The sequence below is a fragment of the Permianibacter fluminis genome (assembly GCF_013179735.1).
In the GTDB taxonomy this organism is placed as follows: domain Bacteria; phylum Pseudomonadota; class Gammaproteobacteria; order Enterobacterales; family Permianibacteraceae; genus Permianibacter; species Permianibacter fluminis.
Map to the genome: position 1 here is coordinate 1183782 of NZ_JABMEG010000001.1, position 26867 is coordinate 1210648.

Genomic DNA, 26867 nt, shown 5'->3' on the forward strand with positions numbered 1-26867 from the left:
GGTGACCGGTCCGAGTTCTCTCAGCAGCGACAGCGCGCAACCGCTGCTGACCTTGCGCAGCCTGTTCTGGCTGCGCCATTTCGCCGTATTGGCGCAGCTGACCACGATGGTGGTGGCCGACCGCTGGTTGGCCTATCCGATCCCGTGGCCGACCATCACCTATGTGCTGTTGCTGACCGCGGCCTTCAACTTTTATACCGGTTGGTGGCTGCGGCAGGCCGCGCCGTTCAAAGGCTGGCGGCTGTATCTGCAATTCGGTTTCGACATTGCCCAGCTGGCGCTGGTGCTGTATCACACCGGTGCTGGCCAAAATCCGTTTGTCTCGCTGCTGCTGCTGCCGATTGCGCTGGCGTTGTTGACCGGTTCGACCCGGCTGACGTTCACGGTGTTGGTCGCGGCGGTGCTGGCCTATTTGCTGCTGCTGGCGCTGCCGCCGCCGTTTCACTGGCATGTCGATCACGAACAGATGATGGCAGTGCATCTGTACGGCATGTGGATCAATTTTGTCGTGACCGCGCTGGCGATGGCGGCGTTTGGTTTGCAATTGCTGCGGCAATTACGCGAGCACGAAACGCGCATCCGGCAGGCACGTGAACGGGCGCTGCGCGATGAGCGGCTGGTCGCACTCGGTACTCAAGCCGCGCAAGTGGCGCATCAACTCGGCACCCCGCTCAACACCTTGTTATTGCTGGCGGACGAATTACGGCAACCGCTCGCCGACAGCGAACGCCTGCAATTGCTTGCCGAACTCGACAAGCAAATTGAGCATTGCCGGAAATGGCTGAACAGCCTGCGCTCGGTGCGGGATCAGGAAGACAGCATTGAACTGCCCAAGCTCATTCAGGAAACGCTGGAGCAGTGGCGCTGGTATCGGCCGCAGGCCGAGCTCAGCGTTGAGCTGTCCGCGCTGGACGGTATCCGGACCAAAGTGTCCAGCTCGCTGGCGCCGGCCTTGCTGAATCTGTTCAACAACGCCTTTGAAGCTTCGCAGCGTAACGGTCAGTGTCAGGTCCGGATCACAGCCCGACGCGAGGCGGACCAGGTGGTGTTGTCGATACACGATGCCGGCAGCGGCTTTGCCGATCGGCCCGACAGCAGTGGTGCGGTTCTCAGCAGCAAACCCGTCATTGGTGGCAAAGCCGGCCTCAGCGGATCGGGCCTTGGTATTGGCATACATCTGGCCAACGCCAGCATCGAGCGGCTCGGCGGCTCGGTTTCGTGGCAGCATGACGCCGGCGGCGGCACCCGCACCGATATCCAGTTACCCCTGACAGGACCAGCCGAATGAGTGGCGCGGCGATTTTACTGATCGATGATGATGAGGATTTCACCGCGACGCTGGCGCGCGGTCTGCGTCGACAGCATTTTGAGGTCAAGACCGCGGCCGATGGCGCCAGCGCATTGGCGGCGCTGACCGAGTGGACACCGGCCGGTGTGCTGATCGACTTGCGGCTTGGCAACGAAAACGGCCTGCAGTTGCTGCAACAATTGCGGGCGCGCCTGCCGCAAGCGCGGCTGATCATGCTGACCGGTTTTGGCAGCATTGCCACGGCAGTCGATGCCATCAAGCGCGGCGCCGACGATTATCTGGTCAAGCCCTGTTCGCTGGCCGATCTGGTCGTGGCGCTGCAACCGATGCCGGCCGCCGCCGACAGTGGCGAGCCGGACGAGCCGGCCATGCTGGCCAGCGAGCCGCTCAATCTGCGGCAATTGTCCTGGGAATATATCCAGCGGGTATTGGCCGAACACGATGGCAATATTTCGGCCGCCGCGCGCGCGCTCGGCATGCATCGACGCACCTTGCAGCGCAAGTTGGCAAAAGTGCCGCGACCGCGCTGAAGGATTGCTGCATAGCAGCATTTTGTTGACGCCAGCGCCAGCACGGCGCAATAAAAGGAATACGGTTCCTTGGCGTCACCGTGTGACGCGACATCATTCCAAATGCTGCTCTGCAGCATGATGATTCCCACCGTACGCGCCTCTTTTTTTCCTTTTTTATTTGTCCTGCTCCAGCGCCCCGCTTTTGTCGCCATGCGAACAAAAGGGCTGCTGCGTCGCAGCAATCAATGGCTTGCCCGCGAAATCCGGTTTGTGTTTGCGTAACGACAAAAGTTGAACATCGCTTTTGTCGATGGCGCTTGTTCAAATTCGGGTAGATCGCAAGCTTGAACGAAACTGGCGGGAACGCGCTGATATAAGTCCACTGCCATCTTGTCAGCGGGCGTGTTCGTTTTCGCCGAGGCAAAGCATGCGCGTTCTTGATCACAGCGCCGGAGAGGGGCGTTGCGGTGGGAGCAGATTCGCGGCAGCGGCATGAGCCGCCGGGGACAGGGTTGGCGAGTTGGCCAAACCGTGGCTCGGGGCATGGCTAGCCACAAGGTTCGCGACATAACAACCAGCGAGATAATCGTCGAGACAACAATCGCCGAGCCAACAACAGGCGGCAGGAGGAACAATGAACAGGACCGGCAAAGCAGTCAGCCAACCCCGATTCAAACGGAAACTTGTGGTCAGTGCAGTGGCCTCGGTGTTGGCCACCGGTGTCGCGCCGCTCAGCTGGGCGGATGACATCGCCAACGAAGTGGCCGACGACGCGACCGTCGTCGATGTGGTCGGCATTCGCGGCAGCTTGCAGTCGTCGCGCGACCGGAAACGTGAAGAGCAGGGCATCGTCGACACCATCAACGCCGAGGATATCGGCAAGTTCCCGGATTCCAACCTGGCGGAATCGCTGCAGCGTATTACCGGCCTGTCAATCAACCGGCGTAACGGTGAAGGCAATCAGGTGACGGCGCGCGGTTTCGGTCCGGATTACAACCTGACCACACTGAACGGCCGCTTGATGCCGGCAACCTCGCTGAATCAGAACGGCGGCGGTGTCTCGCAGGGCCGCGCCTTTGATATGGACAACCTAGCCTCGGAAAGTGTCCGGGCGCTGAGTGTCTACAAGACCAGCCGGGCCGATATTGCCTCCGGCGGCATGGGCGCCACCATCAATATCGAAACGCTGCGGCCGCTGCAGAACCCTGGTCTGCATGCTTCGCTCGGCGGCAAGCTGCTGCACGACACCAGCAATGAAGTCGGTGACGATTACACGCCAGAAGTTTCCGGGCTGTTCAGCTGGACCAATGATCAGAACAATTTCGGCGTCAGTGTGACCGGTTCGTATCAGCAGCGTGACAGCGGTGCCAGCGGTGCCTATGTTAACGGCTGGAACTATGCCGAATTCGACGGCAACATCAACCAGCAACCGACTGATCCGGGATCCGGCGCGCCGATCAACATCTTCAACCCGCCGGCCGATGGCTCGCTGTACGGCATGCCGACCGATCTGCGCTACACCCATTCCGATCGCGAACGGACCCGGACCAATGCTCAGCTGACGCTGCAGTGGAAACCGAAAGACAACCTGACCGGCACGCTCGATTACACCTATGCCAAGCAGGAGCTGTATGAAAACCGCTCCGAGCTGTCGATCTGGATGGACTCGTACAAGAGCGATCTGGCGTTTGACAACGGCACCGCTCAAACTCCTGTGCTGTATTGGGAGGAACGAGTCGGTCGTGGCCTGAATCCGCGTGATGTCGGTTTGGCCCTGCAACAGCAGAACCAGGTCAACGAACTGAACTCACTCGGTTTCAACCTGAAGTGGGAAGTCAATGAAGCGCTGACCCTCGCGCTTGATGCGCATGACTCGGAAGCATCGAGCCTGCCGGATGCCGGCTTCGGCAACTGGATCAACATTGGCCTTGGTGCCAATGTCTCGGGTGCACAGGGCGTCAACTGGACCTCCAACGGTATACCGATCATCATGATCGGTCTGGATGATTCGCTGCTCAATGACAACGGCGTGCTCGATGTCTCGGAAGTGGGTTCGGCAGTGCGCCAGATCAACAATGATCGGTCCTATGCCGATTACCAGCAGATCCGGCTTGATGGCAAATTCGAATTCGAGAATTTCCACTCGATCGATTTCGGGGTCGAGTCGCGCACGATGGAACACCGGCTGAAGCAGTCGTTCTATCAGGAACTCCTCGAAGGCGGCTGGGGCGTGGCCAATCCGGGTGATGTGCCGGCCGAGTTTCTGGATCCGATCAACTACGGCAGCTTGTTCGACGGCTATTCGATGACACCAGGTGGCACCGCCGCCGGCTTCTTCAGTCTGGTCAGCGGTGGCAGCGCACGGCCGCTGCTGATGGGCTACACCGGCGATGCGGCCCAGATTGGTGAATACCTGTCCGCTGCCGTCGGCCTGCCTTGGGATGTCAATCCGGTCGACAACCTGAATCGCACGATCAAAGAAGAAGTATGGGCGGTGTACGCGCAGTACCGCTTCAATGGCGACTGGGGCAAGTATCCGGTGCGGGCGGCGTTCGGTGTTCGTTACGAGAACACTGACGTGACCTCAACCGATCAAGCCAACATCCCAACCGAAGTGATCTGGGAGAGCAACAATGACTACCAGGTTCCGGCCGGCGATACTGCCGTGATGTACACCCAAACGGCGAGCTACGATCATGTGTTGCCGAATCTGGATATCGACGTCGGTTTGACCGACGACATAAAAGCCCGGTTCTCCTACAGCAAGACCATTGCCCGGGCCCGCTTCGACAGCATGGGCGCGGCGGCGACCGGTTTGGGCGGACCGACCTTCCCGACTATTCTCCCCGGTTCGATTCTCGGTGGCGCCCAGTCCGGTAACCCCGGCATCCTGCCGCTGGAGTCGAAGAACCTCGATCTGTCGGTGGAGTGGTATTTCGGTGATGCCAGCTATGCCTCACTCGGTTACTTCCGCAAGGACGTCAAGAACTTCATCGGCACCGAAGCAGTCAACCAGACGCTTTATGATCTGCGCGACCCGACAAATGGCCCACGCGTTCAGCAGGCGATCGCGGATCTGGAAGCACTCGACATTCCGGTCAATGACACCTCGCTGTTCACAATGGTCGCGGCCAACATCCTTGGCGTCGCTTACGATGCCCACACGCCCGAAGAGTTCGAGACCCTGGTCGATGTCGTGGGCGAACCCGGCGATGAGCTGATGGTGTTCCGGGTCAGTCGCCCGGCCAACAACGAAGACGCGGTGATCGATGGCTGGGAGATGGCCTTCCAGCAATTCTTCGGTGACACCGGGTTTGGTGTGCTGCTGAACTACACCGATGTCGCAGGCGATGTCAGCTATGACAACGGCGCACCCAGCGATGTCAGCCAGTTCGCCCTGACCGGTTTGTCCGATACGGCCAACGTCTCGCTGATTTACGAGAACTACGGCGTCTCGGCCCGGCTGGCCTACAACTGGCGCGAGGAGTTTCTGGTTGGCATCGAGAATGGCGGTCTGCGTCCGCGCTACATCGAGGACTACGAACAGTTCGATCTGAACGTCAGCTATGCGGTGACCGACGATCTGAGCATTTCGTTCGAAGGCATCAACCTCACTGGCGAGGATGAGCGTCAGCATGCCCGGACCAGTGCGCAGTTCCTGCGGTTGGAAATCCTGGAGCCGCGCTACGCGTTTGGGGTGCGCTACAACTTTTAAGCTCCTGGCTGCGGAGGTGCTGCGTTGCCGCATCACCTCCGGATTGATCACTTCTCCCATTTCCGGGATGCTCTGCTATCGTGGCGGTCATCCCGGTTTTTCTGTTTTCGGCATCGTGATGCCGGTGATTCACTAGCGAGAGCCAAGCCATGGCCAATATCACCCTGCTCGATGGCAATCGTCATCGCACCCTGCGAGTCCGCACCGGCTATCGCTTGCGTAGCCACGACGGTCTCGGCCTGATTCCGATTCTGCCCGCTGAGCTGGATGCCGCGCACAAGGAATTCCCGCTGTTTGCCTGCAAGCAAACCGATACCGGTCGCTTTTTTTTCTGCGCGCTGCTGGCGGCAACCGCCACCGGCAATGCGTTTCTCGACCCGCGCGGCGAGTGGCTGAGCCGCTATGTTCCGCTGCTGGCACGCCGTGGTCCGTTTCTGATGCACGATGATGGCAACGGCCTGAAACTCTGCATTGATCTGGACGACCCGCGGGTCGGCGGTGATGGCGAGCGTTTGTATGATGATGCCGGTCAGCCCACGCCCCATGCCCGGCACATGGCCACTCTCATGCACACGATTCATGAAGGTCAGCAACAAACGGCAGCGCTGGTCGACGCGCTGACCAGTCAACAGCTGTTGGAACCGATTGCGATTGATCACCCCGGCGAAATGCTGCGCGGTTTGTACGCCATCAATCCGGATCGCTTGAAAGCGCTGGATGCCACGGTATTGTCCAACTTGAACCGTGCCGGCCATTTGCAGGCGGCCTATTTTCTTGCCAGCTCGCTCGGCAATTTGCGGCCACTGCTGACATCGGCGGCAGGGCCGGGTTCGGCTTCTGCATCATCAACACAAACAGCATCAGCAACAGCAACAACATCGACATCACGCACGGCGGCATCGGCCTGAACTTAAGGCGCGCTGGCAACGGGAGCTTTGCATGAGCGAACGGATACTGAACATTGTCATCGCCGGCGGTGGCACCGCGGGCTGGCTCGCCGCCGCCGCCATTGCCAAACTGTATGGCAAACAAATGCGGGTGACGCTGGTGGAATCGGCCGAGATTGGCCGCATCGGCGTCGGTGAGGCGACCATACCACCGCTGCGCAATTTTCATCGCTTGATCGGTATCAGCGAGCCGGAATTCATGAGCGCCTGCCAGGCCACGTTCAAACTCGGTATCGAGTTCACCGACTGGGCCAGTCTCGGCAATCGTTACATTCACTCGTTCGGCATAACCGGCAAGGATTGCTGGGCCTGCGATTTTCACCACTTCTGGCATTACGGCCGTGAGCGCGGATTGAGCGCCGATTTTGGCGACTACAGCATTGAGCTGCAGGCAGCGCGGCAAATGAAGCTGCTGCCGGGTGACGCCGGCCGACTCAATTACGCCTACCATCTCGACGCCGGCCTGTACGCGGAGTTCTTGCGTCGACATGCGCTGATTCATGGCGCAACGCACGTTGAAGGTCGGATCGAGCACGTGGTGCTGAACGAGGCCGATGGTCATATCGCGGCGCTGAAGCTGACCGATGGCCGCGTGATCGACGGTGACTTTTTTGTCGATTGCACCGGCTTTCCGGCCGTGTTGATCGGCAAGGCGCTCAATGTCAGTTACGAACACTGGGGTCACTGGCTGCCTTGTGATGCGGCGGTCGCCGTGCAGAGCGAGCGGGTCGGCGCACCGCGACCGTACACCCAGGCGCTTGCGCACGAATATGGCTGGCAGTGGCGCATTCCGCTGCAGCATCGCACCGGTAACGGCATTGTCTACTGCAGTCGTTACGCCAGCGAAGACGCCGTGAAAGAACGGCTGTTGGCCAGCCTCGATGGCAAGGCGCTGGTCGAGCCGCGCGGTTTCAAATTCCAGACCGGTCGTCGGCGCGAATACTGGCACAAGAACTGTGTGGCGCTGGGTTTGGCCAGCGGCTTTCTGGAACCGGTGGAATCGACGTCGATTCATCTGGCAATGTCGACTTTGCTGCGGCTGCTGAAATTTTTTCCGCGCACCGGTATCGATCCGGTGCGGGTCCAGGAATTCAACCGCCTGTGCGGCGAAGAGATTGAATCCATCCGCGATTTTCTCATCCTGCACTATCACGCGACCGAGCGTCGCGACAGCCCGTTCTGGCGTTACTGCAACAACATGGCCATTCCGGATTCGCTAGCGGCGCGGCTTGAATTGTTCCGTCGCACCGGCATGGTGAACTTCCAGAACCGGGAATTGTTCCAGCTCGATTCCTGGACGCAAGTCATGATCGGTCAGGGCGTGTTGCCGCAAGATCATCATCCCATTGTCGAGCTGATGTCCGATGACGAGCTCGGCCGTTTTCTCAACGGCTATCGTCAGCACGTGCAGCAACTGGTCAGCGCCATGCCGAGTCATCAGCAGGCGCTCGACAACTACTGCAAAGCCAGCGCCGAGTCGATGGCTTGACTACGGCGATGGCAGCCCGTCACAGGAGCACATCGATATGAACCGAGCCGTCCGACGCGTGGTGATCCTCGGCGGTGGCACCGCCGGCTGGTTGACTGCCGGCGTGATCGCGGCCGAGCACCGGGCCGGCGAACCGGACGGGCTGGAAGTGATTCTGGTGGAATCACCGGATATTCCGACCATCGGCGTCGGCGAAGGCACCTGGCCATCGATGCGCAACACGCTGCGCCGGATCGGGTTGAGCGAAACCGAACTGTTCCGCGAATGCGATGCCGCCTTCAAGCAAGGCGCCCGGTTTGCTGGCTGGGTGACCGGCGCCGAAGACGATTATTACTATCACCCGCTGGTGGTGCCGGAAGGTTATGGCGAGCTGGATCTGGCGTCGCTGTGGCTGGCGATGAAAAGCGGCGAGTCATTTGCCGATGCGGTCAATTTCCAGAGCCACGTCTGTCAGCGCGGGCTGGCGCCCAAACAAATCACAACACCGGAATACGCCGCGGTTGCCAACTACGCCTATCACCTCAACGCCGGCAAGTTGGGTGTGCTGCTGCAAAGACATTGCACCGAGGTCTTGCACGTTCGTCATGTGCTGGCCAACGTCACCGAAATTTGCACAGATGCCAGCGGCGACATCGCCGCACTGAAACTGGATCGCCCGGCGTTTGCTGGTGACAGCACCGTCAGCGGTGATCTGTTTGTTGACTGTTCCGGCTTGGGCTCGCTGCTGCTCGGCCAACATTACGGCATCGACTTCATCGATTGCCGCTGGCAACTGTTCAACGATCGGGCGTTGGCAGCGCAGGTGCCGTATGCAAATGAACAGGATCCGATTGCCTCGCAAACCGTCTCGACCGCGCAGCGCAACGGTTGGATCTGGGATATCGGTCTGCCGACCCGCAAAGGCATCGGCCATGTTTACGCCAGCGAGTTCACCAGCGATGACGCGGCGGCGGCCGAACTGATGGCTTACATCAGCAAAGGCTTGCCGGCGGATCGGGTCAAGGACGTGGCGTTTCGGCGCATCGAATTCCGGCCCGGTCATCGCGCCGAATTCTGGCATCGCAACTGTGTTGCCATTGGCATGGCCGCCGGCTTTCTCGAACCGCTCGAAGCCTCGGCGCTGGTGCTGGTTGAACTCGGCGCCGCGATGATCAGCGAGGACATGCCAGCAACGCGCAGCGCTATGGACGTGGTAGCCAAGCGTTACAACGAGCGCTTCCGTTATCGTTGGGACAGCATCATCGATTTTCTGAAATTGCATTACGCCGTGTCGCAGCGTCGCGACAGCGAGTATTGGTGCCAACATGTGCGGCCGGAAACGCGCTCGGCACGGCTGTCCGATTGGCTGGAGCTGTGGCGTTATCAGCCACCGTGCCGGCACGATTTTCCGCAAATCGAAGAAGTGTTCGCCTCGGCGAGCTGGCAATACGTGCTGTACGGCATGGGCTTTCGCACCGAGCCGCGCAGCACCCGCCGGCGCAATCAGGATGTCGAACGGTTTCAGGCGCTGTATCAGCAGAACCGGCAATTTGTTGAACGCTGCCTGCAGGCGCTGCCCGACAATCGCAGCCTGATCGCAAAAATTCGCCAGTATGGTTTGCAACCGGTTTGATTGACGCTCAGCTGCGCAGAGAACGGCGATAGCTGTGCTATGTGATAGCCGTGAATTGCGATAGCCGTGATAGGCGCTAGACCTGATGACACGGAACTCCATCGCGCCCTCCCCGTTGATGGGGGAGGGCCGGGAAGTGGGTGAACCGGTCGCAGAAAAACTAGCTGACAGATTCACCGCTCACGTCTGTTTACCACCAGGTTGCATACAACGCCACCAGCACCAGTACAACGCCAGCGCTGCCAATGTGAAAGGCGGTCGTGGTGGCAAAGTTGATCTCACGCAGGGCAATCGCCTTGTCTGACGGTTGCCGACGTTCGAGCAGGCTGATCACGATCACCGCAGCCAGACACAGCAGGAAGACCAAACCAACCCGGTCCATGAACGGCAGCATCGGCGCGGCCAGTTTCAGCACCAGCGATGCCAGCACCGACAGCAAGGTGGCGGCCAAGGCGGCGTTGGCGGTGGTGCGTGCCCAGAACATGCCGGTCAGGAAAATGACCACCACGCCCGGAGTGAAAAAGCCGGTGAATTCCTGAATGTACTGGAAGGCCTGATCCAGTTCGCCGAGCAAAGGTTTGGCGACCAGCATGGCCAGCACAACCGACAGGATGGCGGCGAGCCGGCCACTGACCAGCAATTCGCGATCGGTTGCCTTGGGCCGGATGCGGACCCGATAAATGTCCATGGTGAAAATGGTGGCAACGCTGTTGGCCATCGAACTGACCGATGAGGCAATTGCGGCAATCAACGCCGCAAAGCAGATGCCGAGCAAACCGGGCGGCACCAACTTCATCATTTCCGGATAGGCCATGTCGGATTTCGGCAGGTCCGGATGCAGCACAAACGCGGCGATGCCGGGCAACACGACAATCAGCGGCATCAGCAATTTCAGGAACGCGGCGAACAGAATGCCTTTCTGCGCTTCCGGCAAACTTTTCGCTGCCAGCGCGCGCTGGGTGATGTACTGGTTAAAGCCCCAGTACGACAGATTCATGATCCACATGCCGCCAATCAGCACCGACAAGCCGGGCAGGCTGGCGTAGTTCGGATTGTCGCTGGCCAGAATCATGTCGAATTTTTCCGGTGCCCGTTCCAGCAGCAAGGACCAGCCGGCCAGTAGTCCCTGACCGTCAGCAATCTTGTCGAGCGCAAGGCCAAGCACCAGCAGACCGCCACCGACCAGACAGGTGACCTGAATCACATCGGTCATCGCCACCGCTTTCAAACCGCCCCAAGTGGAATACAGCAGCGAGAACAAGGCGAGCAGCAGCATGCCCCAGAACATGTCGGTGCCGGCCACGGTGTGCATCGCCAGCGCGCCGAGCCAGAGCACCGAGGTCAGGTTGACAAACACATACACGCCGAGCCAGAACACCGCCATCAACAAGCGGACCCGGCTGTCGAAACGCTTCTCCAGAAATTCCGGCATCGTGTAGATGCCCTTGTTCAGGAACACCGGAATCAGGAATTTGGCGACCAGCAGCAAGGTCAGCGCGGCCATCCATTCGTAAGAGGCAATGGCCAGCCCGATGGCGAAGCCGGAGCCGGACATGCCGATGATTTGCTCCGCGGAAATATTGGCGGCGATCAGCGACGAGCCAATCGCCCACCACGGCAAGCTGCCGCCGGCGAGAAAGTAGTCCTTGGCGCTGCGTTCCTGGTTCCGGTCGGTGCGCGAAGCCCACCAGGCCACCGAGAACAGGATGACGACATAAACGGCAATGCTGATCAGATCTGGCAGAGTCATGGTGTGATGGCTACCCGCGGTGAGGCTGGCGTCATGCCAGCCCGTCAATGCTCACAGCCGGCCAGCGCGCACGCGCCTGACCGACCATACCCGGCATGACCATACGATGGCGGCCGGGGCTTGTCGTTCAGGGGTCGGTTCAACGCGAAAGTTGAACGTTCAAGATTGTGCCGGCGCGTCGCCAAGACGCCGATCGGACGGGTTCGCCGGCCTGCTCAACGGCTGGCCAGTTGTTGCTGGCGGTATTCGCTCGGGGTCAGGCCGACCTTCTTCTTGAAGAACGTGTTGAAGGTCGCTTTCGAGTTGAAGCCGGCCGATTCCATGATCTCGAGCATGTTTTCGCCGCGATGGCTCGGGTCGGCCAGCAGCCGTTTGCATTCATCAATCCGGTAGGTGTTGATGAAATCGAAAAAATTCTGCTGGTAGTGCCGGTTGATCACCTGCGACAGGTGACGCGGCGCCCATTGCAGCTGGCCGGCCAGATTGTCCAGATTCAGCAGGCAGTTCAGATGCGGCTTGTGTTCGCGCATGTGGCTCTCCAACCGCTGGATCTCGTCCGGACTGATGACCAGCTTGTCGACCGGCTTCTCCTCCAGCTCCGGCTTCGGTTCCGGCAAGCCGGTGACCACCGTGCTGAAGCGCAAACTGAAGAAGATCAGCGCGCTGATCAGCAGCATCACGGTGTAGTTTGCCGCCAAACCGATGAATTCGAAGTCGATGTAGTATTGCCAGCCAACCGGCAGCACCAGACCAAACAGCTCGAACACCTTGTCGGCGCGGATGGCCAGAAAGCCGAGTACCAGAATGCGCAGCCAGGTCAGATCAATCTTCTCGATGTTGGCGTAAACATCCTTGATCCGCTGCTGGTAACGCCACAGCTCGCTGTAAGCCAGCACGCCGCAAGCCAGCCGGAACAGTTCGCGCAGCAGATTGACGTAACGGCTGTAGGTACGGTCATCAAAGCTGTCATAGCCATACAGGATCGCAATCTTGCTGGCGTGATCGAGCCGGTAGTAATGCAGCAGCATGAACAGCGTGTAGAACAGAAACGGCAGAAACAACCAGCCATCGCGCCAGCGCGGCCGGTAGTCGCGGTAGACCATGGTCCGGACATAGAGCAGCAGCAGCGGCGCTTCCAGCCAGAGCGCATGACCAAACGCGAAAAACAGATTCGGCGAGACCTCGATGGCCCAGTGCTGGAACGCGGCGCCGTACAGAATCAGGGTGTCGGCCGGAATCGCCGCGTGACAGAGCAGAAACAGCGCCAGCAAGGTATTGCCGCGCTTGCGGACCCGGAATATCCACAGGAACAGCGCAAACAGCAGACACTGATAGACGGTGATGAACAGCACCACATCGTGGACATTGAACAGTGTCTGCTGCACGAACGCTTCCCGGCCTGGCTCTGATGAAATCCTCCGTTCGCCCCGAGCCTGTCGAAGGGGAACAGAAATATGTGCGGGTTCTGACTTGCTGCATGGCCAGACCCGCAGCTGCCGGCGCAAGCCGGCAGTCAATAGCGAAAACTGTCAGGGCCCGAGGTGTCATTGCGATGCTGGACCTGACAATGTGAGCCAGACCTATTGCGCCAAACCAATCGAGCCCGCCCGAGCTTACCCAGTGCGCTTGCTGCACCGCAAGCGGGCGTGTAGTCATCGTGCAGTGCATCATTTCTGTGCCGAGCGGTTCAACTTTCCGAACCGACGAAGGTTGAACGACTGCCAACAAAAAGTTGAACGACAGTGGTGACCGCTTGCCGTTTACTCGTCAGCACGAACAGACTGGATCGGGCAGTCTGTCGCCATTCATCGAGGGAAACATGACGCGTTCCAGTCCCGCACGACGCTCGCATGCCGCACCGGGTTCGAGTTCAATCCGCGCTCTGGCGCTGGTCGCCAGCCTGTTGCTGCTGCAGTTGTCGGCCTGTACCGAAACCGAGGTCACCGCGCCGGCGACGACAACCGACAGCGAGTCGGCTCAGCGCATTCATCCGGAACGCTGGCCGCAGCAATCGTCGCCTTTGCCGGTAGATCCGGCACTCGAAGCCAAGGTCAGTGCCCTGCTGGCACGGATGACGCTGGAAGAAAAAGTCGGTCAGATCATTCAGGCCGATATCGACTCGGTGACGCCGGAGCAAGTGCGCCGCTACAACCTCGGCAGCGTGCTGAACGGTGGCAACTCGGCACCGAACAAGGACAATCGCGGCCCGGCCGCCGACTGGCTCAAACTCGCCGATGCCTTCTGGCAAGCCTCGACCGACACCAGCGATGGTGGCGTCGGCATTCCGGTGATGTGGGGCACCGACGCCGTGCATGGTCAGAGCAAGATCGTCGGCGCGACGATTTTTCCGCACAACATCGGCCTGGGTGCCGCCAACGATCCGGATCTCATTCGCCGCATCGGTGCTGTCACCGCCAAGGAAATCCGGGTGACCGGACAGGACTGGACTTTTGCGCCGACGGTCGCCGTGGCGCGCAATGATCGCTGGGGCCGCACCTACGAATCCTATTCCGAGCATCCGGACATTGTCCGGGCGTATGCCAGCGCCATGATCGAAGGCGTGCAGGGCAAGCTCGGGACGGCGGAATTTCTCAATGGCGATCATCTGGTGGCCACGGTCAAACATTATGTTGGCGATGGCGGCACCGACAACGGCATCGATACCGGCAACACGCTGAGCAGCGAAGACGAATTGCGCGACATTCATGCCGCCGGATATCCGGCGGCCATCGCGGCCGGCGCCCAGATCGTCATGGCCTCGTACAGCAGCTGGCAGGGCCAGAAAATGCACGGCAACCGCGCGCTGCTGACCGATGTGCTGATCGGCCGCATGGGCTTCAGCGGTTTTGTCGTCGGTGACTGGAATGGCCATGCCCATGTTCCGGGCTGCGCCGAAACCGAATGCGCCGCAGCGTTCAATGCCGGTCTCGACATGTTCATGGCGCCAAGCAGCTGGCAGGGTTTGTACGAGGCCACGCTGAAAGAAGTGCGCAGCGGCGTCATCAGTGAAGCGCGGCTCAACGAAGCTGTCAGCCGGGTGCTGCGGGTCAAATACCGGATGGGTTTGCTGAGCGCCGCAAAGCCGTCAGAACGCGCCAACGCCGGGCAATGGCAATTGCTCGGTGCGCCGGAACACCGCGCCGTCGCGCGCGAGGCCGCACGCAAATCGCTGGTGCTGCTGAAAAACAATCAGGGTTTGCTGCCGCTGCGCGCCAACAGCAAAGTGCTGATCACCGGCGACGGCGCCCACAACATCGGCAAACAATGCGGTGGCTGGACGCTGAACTGGCAAGGCACCGGCAATCGCAACGAGCATTTCCCGCATGGCGAATCGATTTATCAAGGTCTGCAGCAAGCACTGACCGCTGGCGGTGGCCGGGTCGAACTCAGCGAATCCGGCAGCTATCAGGAGCGGCCCGATGTTGCGATTGTGGTATTCGGTGAAGATCCGTACGCCGAATTTCAAGGTGACCGCGCCCATCTCGATTTCGCTGACGACACCGCGCTGTTGCAACTGACCGCATTCAAGCGCGCCGGCATTCCTACTGTTGCGGTGTTTTTGTCGGGCCGGCCGATGTGGGTCAATCCGGAACTCAACCAGAGCGATGCCTTTGTCGCGGCATGGTTGCCGGGCACCGAAGGCGGCGCGCTCGCCGATGTCATGGTCCGGCAACCGGGTGGCAGCCTGCATTACGATTTCAGCGGCAAGCTTTCGTTTTCCTGGCCGAACGATGCCACTGGCAAAGTGCTCAATGTTGGCGATCAGGATTATCACCCGCTGTTCGGTTACGGCTATGGTCTGAATTACCAAACCACCATTGCGGTGCCAGTGTTGAGCGAAACCTCGGGCCTTAGTCCCGGCACGGTGGTCAATGTTGATCGCCTGTTCACGGCCGGCAAGGCGACCTCGCCCTGGAAACTGCAATTGCTCGATCAAGGTGATGCAACGCTGGTGGAAAATCCGGTGCAAGTGTCGCGGCATCGCGCGGTCACGGTGCAGGCGGCGGATCGCAAGCAGCAGGAAGACACCTTGGTCATCGACATTAAGGACAAAGCGTTTGTCTCGCTGGTGCACGAGAAAGGTGAACGTATCAACTGGGCGCGCCAGAGCAATGGCGACATGGCGCTGGAGATTGATTATCAGGTGATCGCCGCGTCCGGCAAACCGGTCCGGCTTGGCATTGCCTGCGGCGTCGATTGCAGCAGCTACCTCGATGTCACCCAGGAATTTGCTGCCAGCGCCGGCAAAGGTTGGCGCACCGCCGAAGTGCTGCTGCGCTGCTTCAACGATCCGGCCCGCATCAGCGGCGAGTTTCGGCTGGATCGGGTCAGTGCGCCATTTGTCATCGCCTCCGAAGGCGCCTTGACCTTGCAGATTGCCCGCATCCGCTTGAAACCCAATGAAGGTCAGGCGCGCTGTACTGTCAACTGAATCCAATGTCCCGACTGTATGGAAAAGCATGTTGGGTAGTAGTGATTGATGCCGGCGTAAGTCGGCATTTTTTTTGCTGTTTACAATCGGGTTGCGATGGGTTAGCCGGCCAGCATTTGTAACGTAGGCGGCACCGAGATGGAATTGGATATGTTCAAAAGTTGGGATGGCAAAGGTCTGTAATCTCCGCGTTGGTTGCTTCAAGAATTGCGAAGCATTCTTCTTTGGTTGTTCTTCAAGTCCGGCAGATCTCATCACACAATCCGCGTCAAATGAGTGGTTTCGCCAACTTCGAGGAGAAAATGCTTGACAGGGGGGGGCCAAAGATAGCTTGAAACTGCAAGGCCGCAGCCAAAAAGCGGCACATGGAAGATATTCATTTTGGGGAAACAGGGAATGTGGCCGTCCGTCCGCACGTTTGCTATTGCTATCTTTTTTTTTCTCCCGGCGTTTGTTTTTGGCGCAGAACCAGATGGCGAAATCTCAGCCTCTGCCATAGCGATTCCTTGTGAACCGACAATAGTCGCACGAGAAAAATCCGATGTTGCTGACCTGGCGCCACTCGCAATAGATCCCTGTACGGGAGAGATAACACCTGGAAGACCTGCATCTATTACCTATCCATCAACATCGTCAAATGGAACATATGATGTTGCTTGGGGCGCCGCCATTGACGCGCAAAGATACTGGCTGTATGAGAGTTTGAATGGGGCCGCAAATACCACAGTTGGTAGCGTTGCTTCCACATCGGCAAGGCAGTGGAGTTTTACGGGAAAGCCAGCCGGAAACTACATTTATACAGTTGAAGCATGCGCAGATTATTGCGGCGCCAGCCGTTCCGGAGGGACGCTAACTGTAACCCTCCCGCCAACGCCGCCCACTATCAATTTCAGTGCCTCTCCGGGAAGCATTGTCACTGGAGGAAGCGCCAGTCTCAGTTGGTCAACAACTAACGCGACAAGCTGCGCTTTGGACGGTCTTTCCGTCGCAATCAATGGCTCTCAATCCACAGGTTCTCTTTCGGCAACCAAGGCTTATACGCTGGCATGTAGCGGTGCGGGTGGCTCCAATAGCGCCTCCTCAACGGTTACCGTTATCGATCCACCGACGGCGACGATTTCGGCGTCTCCAACCAGTGTGTTGCAAGGTGGCTCAGCGACATTAACGTGGTCGAGCTCGGGAGCAAATTCTTGCACCTTGGATGGTGCTAGTGTCTCTCTAGGTGGCTCAAAATCAACGGGAGCAGTGAATAGCACTCAGAGTTTTTCCCTCAATTACATCAACTCAGTTGCCACGGTTACCGTCAATGCCGTGGTAACTGTTATTGATAAGCCTGCGATTTCATTTAGTGCCTCACCAACCTCAGTTCCATATAACGGCGAAAGCACATTGACCTGGGCTGTAACCAACGCTACTAACTGCGCTTTAGACAATGGGATAGGTAGTGTTTCAACCAGCGGAAGCCGTTCCACCGGCAATTTGACGATTGCCAAAACTTATAATTTATCGTGTACCGGCGCGGGCGGAAGTAGCTCCAAGGTGGTCACCGTTGCAGTTGGTCAAAACCCAGCAACAATAGTAAGTGATTCTCGTATAAGAGGGCTTGCCTGGTTGATCTCTCATCAACAAGGAGATGGCGCTTGGCGTACTGGCCCTGGCTCCGATGTGCCTGTTACATCCGTGGCATTACAGGCTCTGACAAATGCAAAAATTGGCGGATACTCCACCAGCGCTGCGGTAGCTCTGCTTGGTAGCAGCAATGCTTACAGTGTAGATGCGCAAGCTAGGCGTGCCAATGCGCTAATGCTAGCTGGCGCTGATGCTTCTCGCTACCTTTCTGTGCTCACTCAGCAGTTGGGCGGTCAGCAAACTTGGGGAACCTACAGTGCTTTTGATCATAGCAACATGGATACGGCTCTCGCCACTATTGCGCTACGCGATGCCAATGCCAGCTATCCCGGTTACGCCAATGCCGCTTGCAAATTAGTCACCAACCAAAATTCGATGGACTTCGGCTGGTCGTACGTTCAAACACGCGACATAGCCAACTCTCCCAGTTCCCAACTCACCAGTAGCGTGATTCCAACCGTTTATGTGCTGCAGGCGATAAATAGGTTGAAAGCATTGGCACCGAGCTACTCCTGCACCGAACAAAGTTATGCCTTACAAACTATTCTTGATAGCGGGATAAATGGACTCATTTCAAACAAACTGAAACCAGACGGCAGTTTTGGCGACGGAAGTTCCGGGACTATTCTTGAGACGGCATTGGTGCACGAACTTCTGAGGGTGACCCGGCCAACCGATGCTGTGACAACAAGCGCGCTGAACTATCTTGCCACGAACCAGACTCTGGTTTCTGGTAGTGCCTATGGTAGTTGGGGGCTGGATGCATATATTACCGCGCAGGTTTTGCGCTCATACCCAACACTCGACACGCCGCTATCTGATGTTGACTCAGATGGGGTGCCGGATTTGGTAGAGCTGCAGCTAGGAACCAACCCAAGTGTCGCCGACAGCAGATATCTCGCCACCGGCAATGGCACTTCGATGGCAGGGACAAATTCGGTGCAGAGACTACCGAACGCCTACACCGGCCAAGCCTACGCCTATTCCTTACCATCTGGCACAGGTACAAGTCCATTTGCCTGGCGCCTAGCAGGGGGGCAGTTGCCAAATGGCCTGTCCCTTAAGCCCGCTAACGGTAGTGTTTATGGCACGCCAACAATGGTGCAGGACCCTACAAATTTCATCTATCAGGTCACCGACGCGACATCAAAATCAACGCTCGTGCTGGCCCAGATAAAAGTGCTTCAGGGTGGTGGCACATCGGAGTCCTCGCTAGGTAGCGGCATCAACGCAACGGCGTTGACTGTAAAACCGGTAGGGGGTTCAGTTACGCAAGGAGCGGCGGCTATCCGTCATTACTACCTCATTGGAGGTGATTGGAATGTGTCGGGCATTCGCCGAGCCATTGAGTCGTTGTTTGATTCCGCTACCTTGCGCATTTATCGGTCGAAGGATGACGATGAGCGTGTTTATGTCGGCCGAACCTTGGCCACTGACTACTCGACCTTCTTGCCGTACATAGCCATTCATTATCGAGCAATGCCTGACATCGCTGTAAGGACAAATGCCCTGGTTAGTCGAGCGCCACTGTCTTTCATGTCCATTAGTGCCAAAAACTGCGACGTAGGGAATTCTCCGGCAGTATGTGGCAGCGAGGTTATAGCAGCGGTTCCTGATGCACTTATCAGTGAACTTCCTGTTAAGGGCAATTTGGCAGCGTTCTGTCACGGTGTTCCGTGCGATGCGGTTGGTCGCCTGCGGGCCCTAGCCTTGCCGGAGGTGACGTTTGGGTTAGCCGTAACAGGAAACGATATTGTTAATATCGCTCGTGCTGAAGCATTCCGACTCCTATCAAGCGAAAACGACCGCCTGAAGTGCGTTGACAGCATGCTACTCGCGGGAGCTATCGCTGGGGGGCAAGCCACCTGTCGAGGACCCATCGCCAAAAGTATGGAAAGACACGTCAACGCTGCTTCTTGCCTCGAATCCGCCACACGAGAAAAAACGAGCGCAATAGGGTTGCTATCGATTGACCATGTGCCAACAAACTCCTCTTCGTGGCACTGGCTGGCAATTGATGGCGTTTTGCCGGGTGCTGATGCTGGAAGCCTAAATCGTTATGGCTGGGTGCTGCCAAGCACTTTGCTGTGGCGACCAATGGCTAGTGATAGTGCACCTAACGCAGAGGCGATATGGATTGAACTCACACGCAATGCGTTATTTTATGCCGGAGGCCAACCCGACGTCACGCTGACTCCACAAGACGTGAAGGTCGATCAAATTTCACAGTGCCGCGCAGATGATGTCGCCGATAAAAAAAGAAAAGTCAAGGAAGCGCAATAATGACGGACAGAATAGACGGTTTCACCTTGGTGCGTTCCGTTGCGGCAATAGCGATAGCTGCATTGACGCCGATAGGTAGCGCCGCCATTGCGGGCGAGCTACAACTGCCCAAGCAGGCCATTGAAAAAATCACGGGGACATCGGCTGATGGCCAGGCCCGGCGCGCGTCTGAAAGACTCAATTTGTTGACTGCAAGGGTCGGCGGGGAGAGTGGTCTATCTCCGGTGACCGTAAATAGGCAGCAAGCAAAAGAACAGTTGGGGCTCATTAAGCATGCTTACGCGGAAGAGTGGAGTGCGCTGCGGAAGCGTTTTGCCGACGGTTCCCAGCAGCAAAAGGCTTGGGATCAGCTTAAGCCTGATCTTGATGCTCGATTTTCGCAGGCCGAAGTAGAGCTAAAGAATGGTGCGCTGAATAGCAAAACACTTTCAGCACCTAATTTGGAAGCGACGGAATTCGCGAAACCGAATTTCGTCAGTGAACAAAAGGCATTTCAATCGCCGTCAATTGACTTGGGGTCGCTTCCAAGTTACTTGGTTAGTCGATCGAGCTCCGCATCTAGCAATAAACCATTTAGCAAGACAGATTCAGGCCTTCTTCGTTCTGCGCCGAATGTTCCTACGGATGCGTCTGTTTGCAATTACACGGCCGCGGATCTGGGTACTGACTCTACGCCACAAGCCGAAGCCTCGCTGACGCCAGAGATTCGCGCTCTCGCGGAAACGTTGGAGTTTTCACCGGTAGCGATCTATCGATATGTGACGAACGAAATTCGATTTGAGCCTTATTATGGCTCTCTAAAGGGCGCGCAAGGCGTGTTAACTAGTAGGGCGGGTAATGCAACAGATCAAGCCTCTCTTCTTATCGCTTTGCTGCGGGCTTCGAATTTTCCGGCGCGGTATGTAAAAGGGGTCGTGTCTTTCGACAACGACGCTAGACTAAAAAACTGGGTTGGCGCCAAGAGCTTTGTAGCGGTAGCCAATGTGCTGGCACAGGGTCGGATACCTGTTAGCCTTTCCGGCAATACTGTCCAGTTCACCCATGTTTGGGTCGAGGCGTGCGTACCGTATGGCAACTATCGAGGCCTTGGTTCTGATCAGCAAGGCTATCGCTGGATGCCGCTTGATTCCAGTTTCAAGTTGGCGGAGTACCAGCCAGGCGTTAATGCCGCTGCGGCATTTGATTTCACGGGTTATATGTCACAGCGGCGTAACGAGACTCCCGCCGAATGGTATGAAAAGACGGTACTGGGTATCGCGAGAACACTTCCGCCGTATTATGCCAACAGCTCCATTTCGGATGTGGCATATGCGGGACGGTTGTTGCCCGTACGGGTCGATGTATTGCCGGCATCATTGCCCTTTACCGTGGCCGGATTTACCAACTGGGATACCGGGCTCACTGCGGAGGTGGCGAAACTTCCAGAGAAACATCGGTACAAACTCGCCATTGATGTGCGCAGCAGCAGTAATGCGGCGCTTGTCAATGCTGTCACTTTGACGTTGCCCGAGAGCGTGTTAAGTCGCACTACACTGTCATTTAAAGGCGCTACCGCCAGTGATCAGACCGCTCTCAACAACTGGCGAAATGATGGGAATCCTGACTCCTCATCACCGTGTACGGTAAATGTCGTTCCCAGCATCAAAGTGGACGAAACGGAGAAGACAACGACCACAGGGACTAGCGTAGGGCTGTGCACCGTAAGCAATAAGCTAACAATGACATTAACGCTCTCGGATATAAACTCTCCGACTGTCAACAGCGTCACGCTGAATACCATTGCGGCTGCCAACTATCACGCCCTGAATGTCTACGCTTATCACGCGTCTGATGCGCTTATAGCTGCGCGTACCGCAAAGCTACTCAATAGTGTAAAGCTGACGCCGTCCCCGAATAGCAATCCGGAAGAGGTTGAGGGGGAATTCCTGCACATAGCGGGCCTAAAATACATGCGCTACATCTCTGATAGCGCCAAGAGAGTTGCAGGGCTTGATGGTGGGTCAGGAGAAAGCGGTCTTCATCTTGGTATCACTGCGACGAAAACCAAGGTCCAATACCTATTTGATTTGCCATTTGCCGTTAATCGGAGTGGTTTATATATCGACTTTCCTGGTGCGCAATCTCGCAACGTGGATCTCAGCACCGGAAAACTTGTCTGGAAGACCTTTAAAGTTTCAGGGTATGGCTCCTCATATTTCGAATCGTACATCTGGCAAGAAATCGCCAATATGGATGCTGTTTCAACGGTTCGCGGCATTCAATTCGCGGCAGAGCGCGGTATATCCGTTCTAACCATCAACAGTGCGAATTGGACAACGGAGAGCGCAAAACTCACCAGCAATAGCAATACTGCGCTGAACTACACCAGTACCGATGTGGCAAGCATTAAGGCCAATTACGTTGACAACGGATATACACTGACTATTCCGCGAAGTCTGGTTCAGTATGATACGTGGAAAGGCGCTCTTTTCGTCGCTGAAAAGAACTTGGTTGATAGTCCAACTAATCCTTCGGCAAGTGCGGCATATGTTATCAATAAGTATTCCGGTGGATACACGACTGGGTCCCCCATAGGGCAGTGGTACGACTCAATCCTTGGAACCGGATACACAATCGAGTCAGGATTACCGACGGCCTTTCTAACCGGCGATGATGTCGTGACCTCCTTGGCCGGAGCAAACGGATACAGCCTGTACAATATCTGGGCTGGCGATCCGGTGAATATGGTCACCGGCAACATGTATCACAATGAAACTGACCTTACGCTGAAAGGCCGTGGCAATTTCCCGATTGTGTTTTCGCGGGCATATAACAGCCGCAACCCTCTGAACGGACCTCTTGGCTACGGTTGGTCGCATAGCTTCAACCACTATTTGAAGTTCTATGGCATTGAAGGTGGTGTCGTCAAGCTGAGTTGGATCGACGGGTCTGGTGGTGAACGGTTCTTTTGGCGCGCGGGTACTTCTGTGCCGAATGGTTCGACTTTCAGCAATCCGCCGGGCGTCACTTCCAGCCTAATGCGAAAAAGCGATGGGACCTATTCGATCACCGAAAAGAACGGTCTGACCTATACATTTGCCAGCAATGCTGGAACGACAACGGGGCAAACTGCCAAGTTGTTGTCAATTGCCGACGCCAACGGCAATACCTTGAGCATGGGATATACCTCGACCAAGCTTTCCACAATTACGGATGGATTGGGCCGTGTGTTGACTTTCACATATGACACATCGAATCGTATTTATCGCATTACGGACTGGTCCGGTCGCACCTGGGAGTATGGCTATAACACAAGCGGCGATTTGACCTCGTACAAAAATCCACGTGCGTTTGCTGGCTTGCAACCTGCAGCAACGTACAGCTATTACGGTGCGGCCGATGGCGAAAAACTGAATCACGCAATGAAACGCTTCGCAAGCCCGAATGGCGGTGGAATGACATTTGAGTACTATGCCAATGGTCGTGTCTCGCGGCACTGCAACGATGTGGCGGAATGCCAAACCTTTACCTACAACGACTTCCGTCGCGAGTCGGTTTCTGTAAACGAACGAGGATTTAGCAAGCGGTATTTCTTTGATAGCTCAGGCAATCCCACCAAGATTGTTGACGAAAATGGTAACTATCAAACTTATGCCTATGATGCCGCCAAGCCGATGCTCCGCACCAAGGAACGAGATGCGCTTGGCTTGGAAACTCAGTATGCATATGACCCAAGCGGCAATATCAGCGTAATTACCAGGCCATCAGGGGCTACGGTGGAGTTGAGTTACTACTATCTGAATAAACCAAGAAAGGTCAAGGATGAGCGCGGCAACTACAAGCTTTACAAGCTCGATACCAAAGGCAATTTGCTTGAGGTTTTATCGCTAAAGAGTGGTGTTGGGGCGGCTATTGATCCAACCACGTACACACCTGTTCAGGCTGACTTGATTGATTGGGTTATTTTCACCTATGACTCCTACGGAAACATTGCAAGCAGCAAGCATGTAAGGGATTTCTCCACCAAAGTGGGGCCGGTGCAGACCTTTAATTACAACGACACGCTAAATGGAGTGCTTGGCCTGAACGCCGTTAGAATAACCCGGCAAGGTGATCGAGATGGTAATGGTTCATTGGACTCGCAAGAGTTTGTCGATATCAAGCACGATAATCTCGGGCGCATTACCAACGGGGTGAATGATTCATGGGAGCCGGTTTCGTTTCAATACAACGAACTGGACTTGGTGACTTCAGCAACGGATATCCCCGTTCTGAAGCGAGATTACGCATTCGATGCGAATGGCAATCGAATCGCGGAAATCGCCACCACGAAGGCGATAAGTAAAAATGGTCCTGCGGTCATCACCATTCATGATCAGCTGGCGTGGGGCTATGATATCGCAGGACGCATGGTCACCAGTATTGACGCTGCTGGTTACGCAACGCGGAAGGAATACGATGGCGCTGGCAATGTTCGAAAGGTGACCAATCCAGATGGTTACACTATCGCCTTCGATTATGACCCCACAGGAAAAGTTGTCCGTGCGTTTGATCAGCAAGATCATTTTGTCAGCCGCAGACTGGATGCGGCCGGTAGAACAAGAGAAGAAACGGACCCTAATGGCAACACCACCAAGTATGAATACTATGGCGCCACGCAAGATGGCCGGCTCAAGCGAAAAATCGACGCATTAGGTCGGATAACCGAATACAGCTATGACCTGTCGGGCAACGTCACTTCGGTCAAGGATCCGAAGGGTAATCTGTCTTACACCAGCTACGATGAGCTCAACCGAGTCGTGCGCGTTGTCGAGCCCGCATATTCTGATGTGAGCTTCGGCAGCATTCGGCCCGTTACCACCTACCGTTACAGCACCTTAGGCAAGGTGGTAGAAATCAAAGCGGGCCGTACCGACAGCACCGGCACGAGTGAGTCGACGGACGTATTGCTGACTCAGGCAACCTATCAGTTTGATGATTTTGGTCGAAAACTGAAAGAAACCGATGCACTGGCAAAGAGCACGATCTTTTCCGATTACGATACCTTCGGTAACCTGGGCAAAGTTACGGATGCAAAAGGGCAGATCACCCAGTTCACCTGGAAATACGGTCACAGGCTAGATACGCAAACCGATCACCTCGGCCGCGTTACCTCTTACACCTACAATACGCTGGGCCAAGTCATCAATGTTGCTGGCCCGGCAGTAACGTATACCTATACCTATGATACCGCGCATCGGCTGGCATCTGTTCTCGACAGCCGGGGCAGCAAGTCATTGACCTATGCCTATAGTCCCGGCGGCCTGTTGCGCTCAATGACGGACAATAGCGGTAAGCAAACGAATTACATTTACGACGCGAGTGGTCGGCTCACAGAGATTTGGGCGCCAGGTGGCGAACAGATAACGCTGGCATATGATGCAGGCGGTCGTTTGTTGGAAAAATGGCTGCCGAACGGTATCAGCGCTCGCTATCAATGGAATACCGATAACACCCTGAAGCAGCTGGTCAATCGGCGCTCAAGCAGTGCCATCATCAGCCAACATGACTACACCTATGATGAGCTCGGTAACCGGCTGACGTCCAACGAGGTATTCGATGGCGTGCCGCGTAATCAAAAGTATGTCTATGACGCGCTGAGCCGCCTTAGTGAGGTGCGCACCAACGATGCCAGCAACACATTGATTGAAAGCAATAGCTATGATGTGTTTGGCAATCGTGTCTTGCAAAATGCCGCTGGTGTGACTCGCGCTTTTGTCCACGATGCCGCTCAGCAATTGCTCGAAGTTCATCAGGGTACGGTTAGCGGCGCGCTTTTAGCTGGCGCTGTTTACGACGTCAACGGCAGCATGACCAAGCTCTGTGAGGGCGCTGGCGTTACCCGTACCGGAACTGATTGCAGCGGTAGCGTCATCACTGGCTTGCAGTACGATGTACTGAACAAGCTCACTCAAGTCAATAAAACCGGCCTTCCCACAGAGCAATATATATACGATCACTCAGGTAATCGTATAAGCAAAGCAACTGGTGGCGTGATGAGTCAGTATCTGTACAGTGGCGATGGCATATACGCCGAGTACGGCAGTAATTGGAATATTCCTGACGGGGTCTATACCTCTGGTGGAATAGACACCCCGTTTCTAAGAAGCACCGGTAACGTCGGGGGCACACGCTTTTATCACCAAGATGGTCTTGGCAGTGCAATTGGCGCCAGTGACGAGGGTGGAAATCTTACTGGGCTTGTTAAGTACGATGCATGGGGTGGCGTGTCGTCAACGACAGGTACGATATCTCAGTTTGGCTACACAGGCCGCGAGCCCACCTCAAATAGTCTGATTTACTATCGAGCTCGATATTATTCCCCATCATTAGGGCGGTTCACACAACGAGACCCAGCCGGCTTTATCGATGGAGTGAGTCGTTACGCGTATGTCAAAAACAATCCAACCAATTCAGTCGACCCAACCGGGTTAGCTGCTACAAGCGCAATTTTAACTCAATATGCTCAGATATCTTATACGGGAGCCGGCCAGTCCGATATGTTCTCGTCCGATACGGGATTTTGGCAGCAGCTGGGGGCGCAACTCCCAGGTATTCCGGATCCGGTGGTGGACGCCTTTTCAGGATTTGGCGATGGGGTTTCAACAATACTTAGCTTTGGTTTCTACAACACCGCTGATGCAAGAAGTGATTGGGACATAGGCTCCGTCAATACTACTTCTACGTCGTACAATGTGGGGACATATGGTGGTTATGCCTGGGGCGTTGGAACCCTATGGGCTGCTGGGTTAAACGGTGGAACAAATTCCGTATTTTGGTCAGGATATTCGCAAGGTGCTCGAGGGATCGCTGAAGGGATGGGAACTACATTGGAACTGACCCCTATTGGGAGAGCTTTGGACGTCGTTCATAATACACTAGGTATCAATCTCCCAAATTTTGTGTGGAGAGCGGCCTCGGCTACGTTTGCGGCAAATGCTGATGGTGTCGCCACCGCAGTTGTTCTTTCCGAAAACCCGTTGTCGATATGGGCGACGGTTGAAAGAGCCATTCTTTCTGCCAGAGGCATTCCAATTGTGTATCCGTAAAAATTGGTGTTTATATGAGAGCTGATTACAGAATTCGCTTAGCTTCAAAGAATGAAGGCATTGAGTATTGTGATCGTGAAGGTATATACAAATTTAATTTAATCTGTTTGAAGCGGGAGTTT

12 protein-coding genes are annotated in these 26867 nt (G+C 56.4%); 10 read left to right on the top strand and 2 right to left on the bottom strand.

Annotation, left to right across the window (positions count from 1 at the left end):
- The first annotated feature begins 1 nt into the window (after nucleotide 1).
- The 7 genes from HPT27_RS19590 (at nucleotide 2) to HPT27_RS05295 (ending at nucleotide 9584) form a co-directional block, all read left to right on the top strand.
- Nucleotides 2–1288, top strand: coding sequence for an ATP-binding protein (locus tag HPT27_RS19590; protein WP_172239947.1), 1287 nt, complete (start codon nucleotides 2–4; stop codon nucleotides 1286–1288).
- Entirely contained in the window at nucleotides 1285–1839 is a 555-nt protein-coding gene (locus HPT27_RS05270) for a response regulator transcription factor (protein ID WP_172239950.1), read from the top strand. The genes HPT27_RS19590 and HPT27_RS05270 overlap by 4 nt, the downstream gene beginning before the upstream one ends.
- 117 nt (nucleotides 1840–1956) lie before the next feature.
- Nucleotides 1957–2103, top strand: coding sequence for a hypothetical protein (locus HPT27_RS05275; protein WP_172239953.1), 147 nt, complete (start codon nucleotides 1957–1959; stop codon nucleotides 2101–2103).
- 352 nt (nucleotides 2104–2455) lie between these two features.
- Nucleotides 2456–5536 carry a TonB-dependent receptor gene (locus HPT27_RS05280; protein ID WP_172239956.1) on the top strand — a complete coding sequence of 1027 codons (3081 nt, stop codon included), beginning with the start codon at nucleotides 2456–2458 and terminating at the stop codon, nucleotides 5534–5536.
- A gap of 149 nt (nucleotides 5537–5685) precedes the next feature.
- Nucleotides 5686–6444: a SapC family protein gene (locus HPT27_RS05285; RefSeq protein WP_172239959.1), complete on the top strand. Its 759-nt coding sequence runs from the start codon at nucleotides 5686–5688 to the stop codon at nucleotides 6442–6444.
- 31 nt (nucleotides 6445–6475) lie between these two features.
- Nucleotides 6476–7972, top strand: coding sequence for a tryptophan halogenase family protein (locus tag HPT27_RS05290; RefSeq protein WP_172239962.1), 1497 nt, complete (start codon nucleotides 6476–6478; stop codon nucleotides 7970–7972).
- 37 nt (nucleotides 7973–8009) lie between these two features.
- Complete coding sequence (locus HPT27_RS05295; RefSeq protein ID WP_172239965.1) at nucleotides 8010–9584, top strand: tryptophan halogenase family protein; 1575 nt, start codon at nucleotides 8010–8012, stop codon at nucleotides 9582–9584.
- A 190-nt stretch (nucleotides 9585–9774) separates the two neighbouring features.
- Here the strand turns inward: HPT27_RS05295 and HPT27_RS05300 are convergent, their stop codons facing one another.
- Both HPT27_RS05300 and HPT27_RS19595 read right to left on the bottom strand, forming a co-directional pair.
- A complete protein-coding gene (locus HPT27_RS05300) occupies nucleotides 9775–11334 on the bottom strand; it encodes a sodium:solute symporter family transporter (protein ID WP_172239968.1) in 1560 nt (519 codons plus the stop codon).
- 215 nt (nucleotides 11335–11549) lie between these two features.
- The gene (locus HPT27_RS19595) at nucleotides 11550–12719 is read right to left on the bottom strand and encodes an AraC family transcriptional regulator (RefSeq protein ID WP_211197862.1); all 1170 of its coding nucleotides are present in this window, start codon (nucleotides 12717–12719) and stop codon (nucleotides 11550–11552) included.
- Between the two features lie 434 nt (nucleotides 12720–13153).
- Here HPT27_RS19595 and HPT27_RS05310 point away from each other — a divergent pair, with 434 nt between their 5' ends.
- From HPT27_RS05310 to HPT27_RS05320, 3 genes are all read left to right on the top strand, one after another.
- Nucleotides 13154–15766, top strand: coding sequence for a glycoside hydrolase family 3 protein (locus tag HPT27_RS05310; RefSeq protein WP_172239971.1), 2613 nt, complete (start codon nucleotides 13154–13156; stop codon nucleotides 15764–15766).
- 396 nt (nucleotides 15767–16162) lie between these two features.
- Entirely contained in the window at nucleotides 16163–19678 is a 3516-nt protein-coding gene (locus tag HPT27_RS05315; protein WP_172239974.1) for a putative Ig domain-containing protein, read from the top strand.
- Nucleotides 19678–26745 (top strand): RHS repeat-associated core domain-containing protein, encoded by a 7068-nt coding sequence (locus HPT27_RS05320; protein WP_172239977.1) that lies wholly within the window; start codon nucleotides 19678–19680, stop codon nucleotides 26743–26745. Before HPT27_RS05315 ends, HPT27_RS05320 begins: the two co-directional genes overlap by 1 nt.
- The last annotated feature ends 122 nt before the right edge of the window (nucleotides 26746–26867 follow it).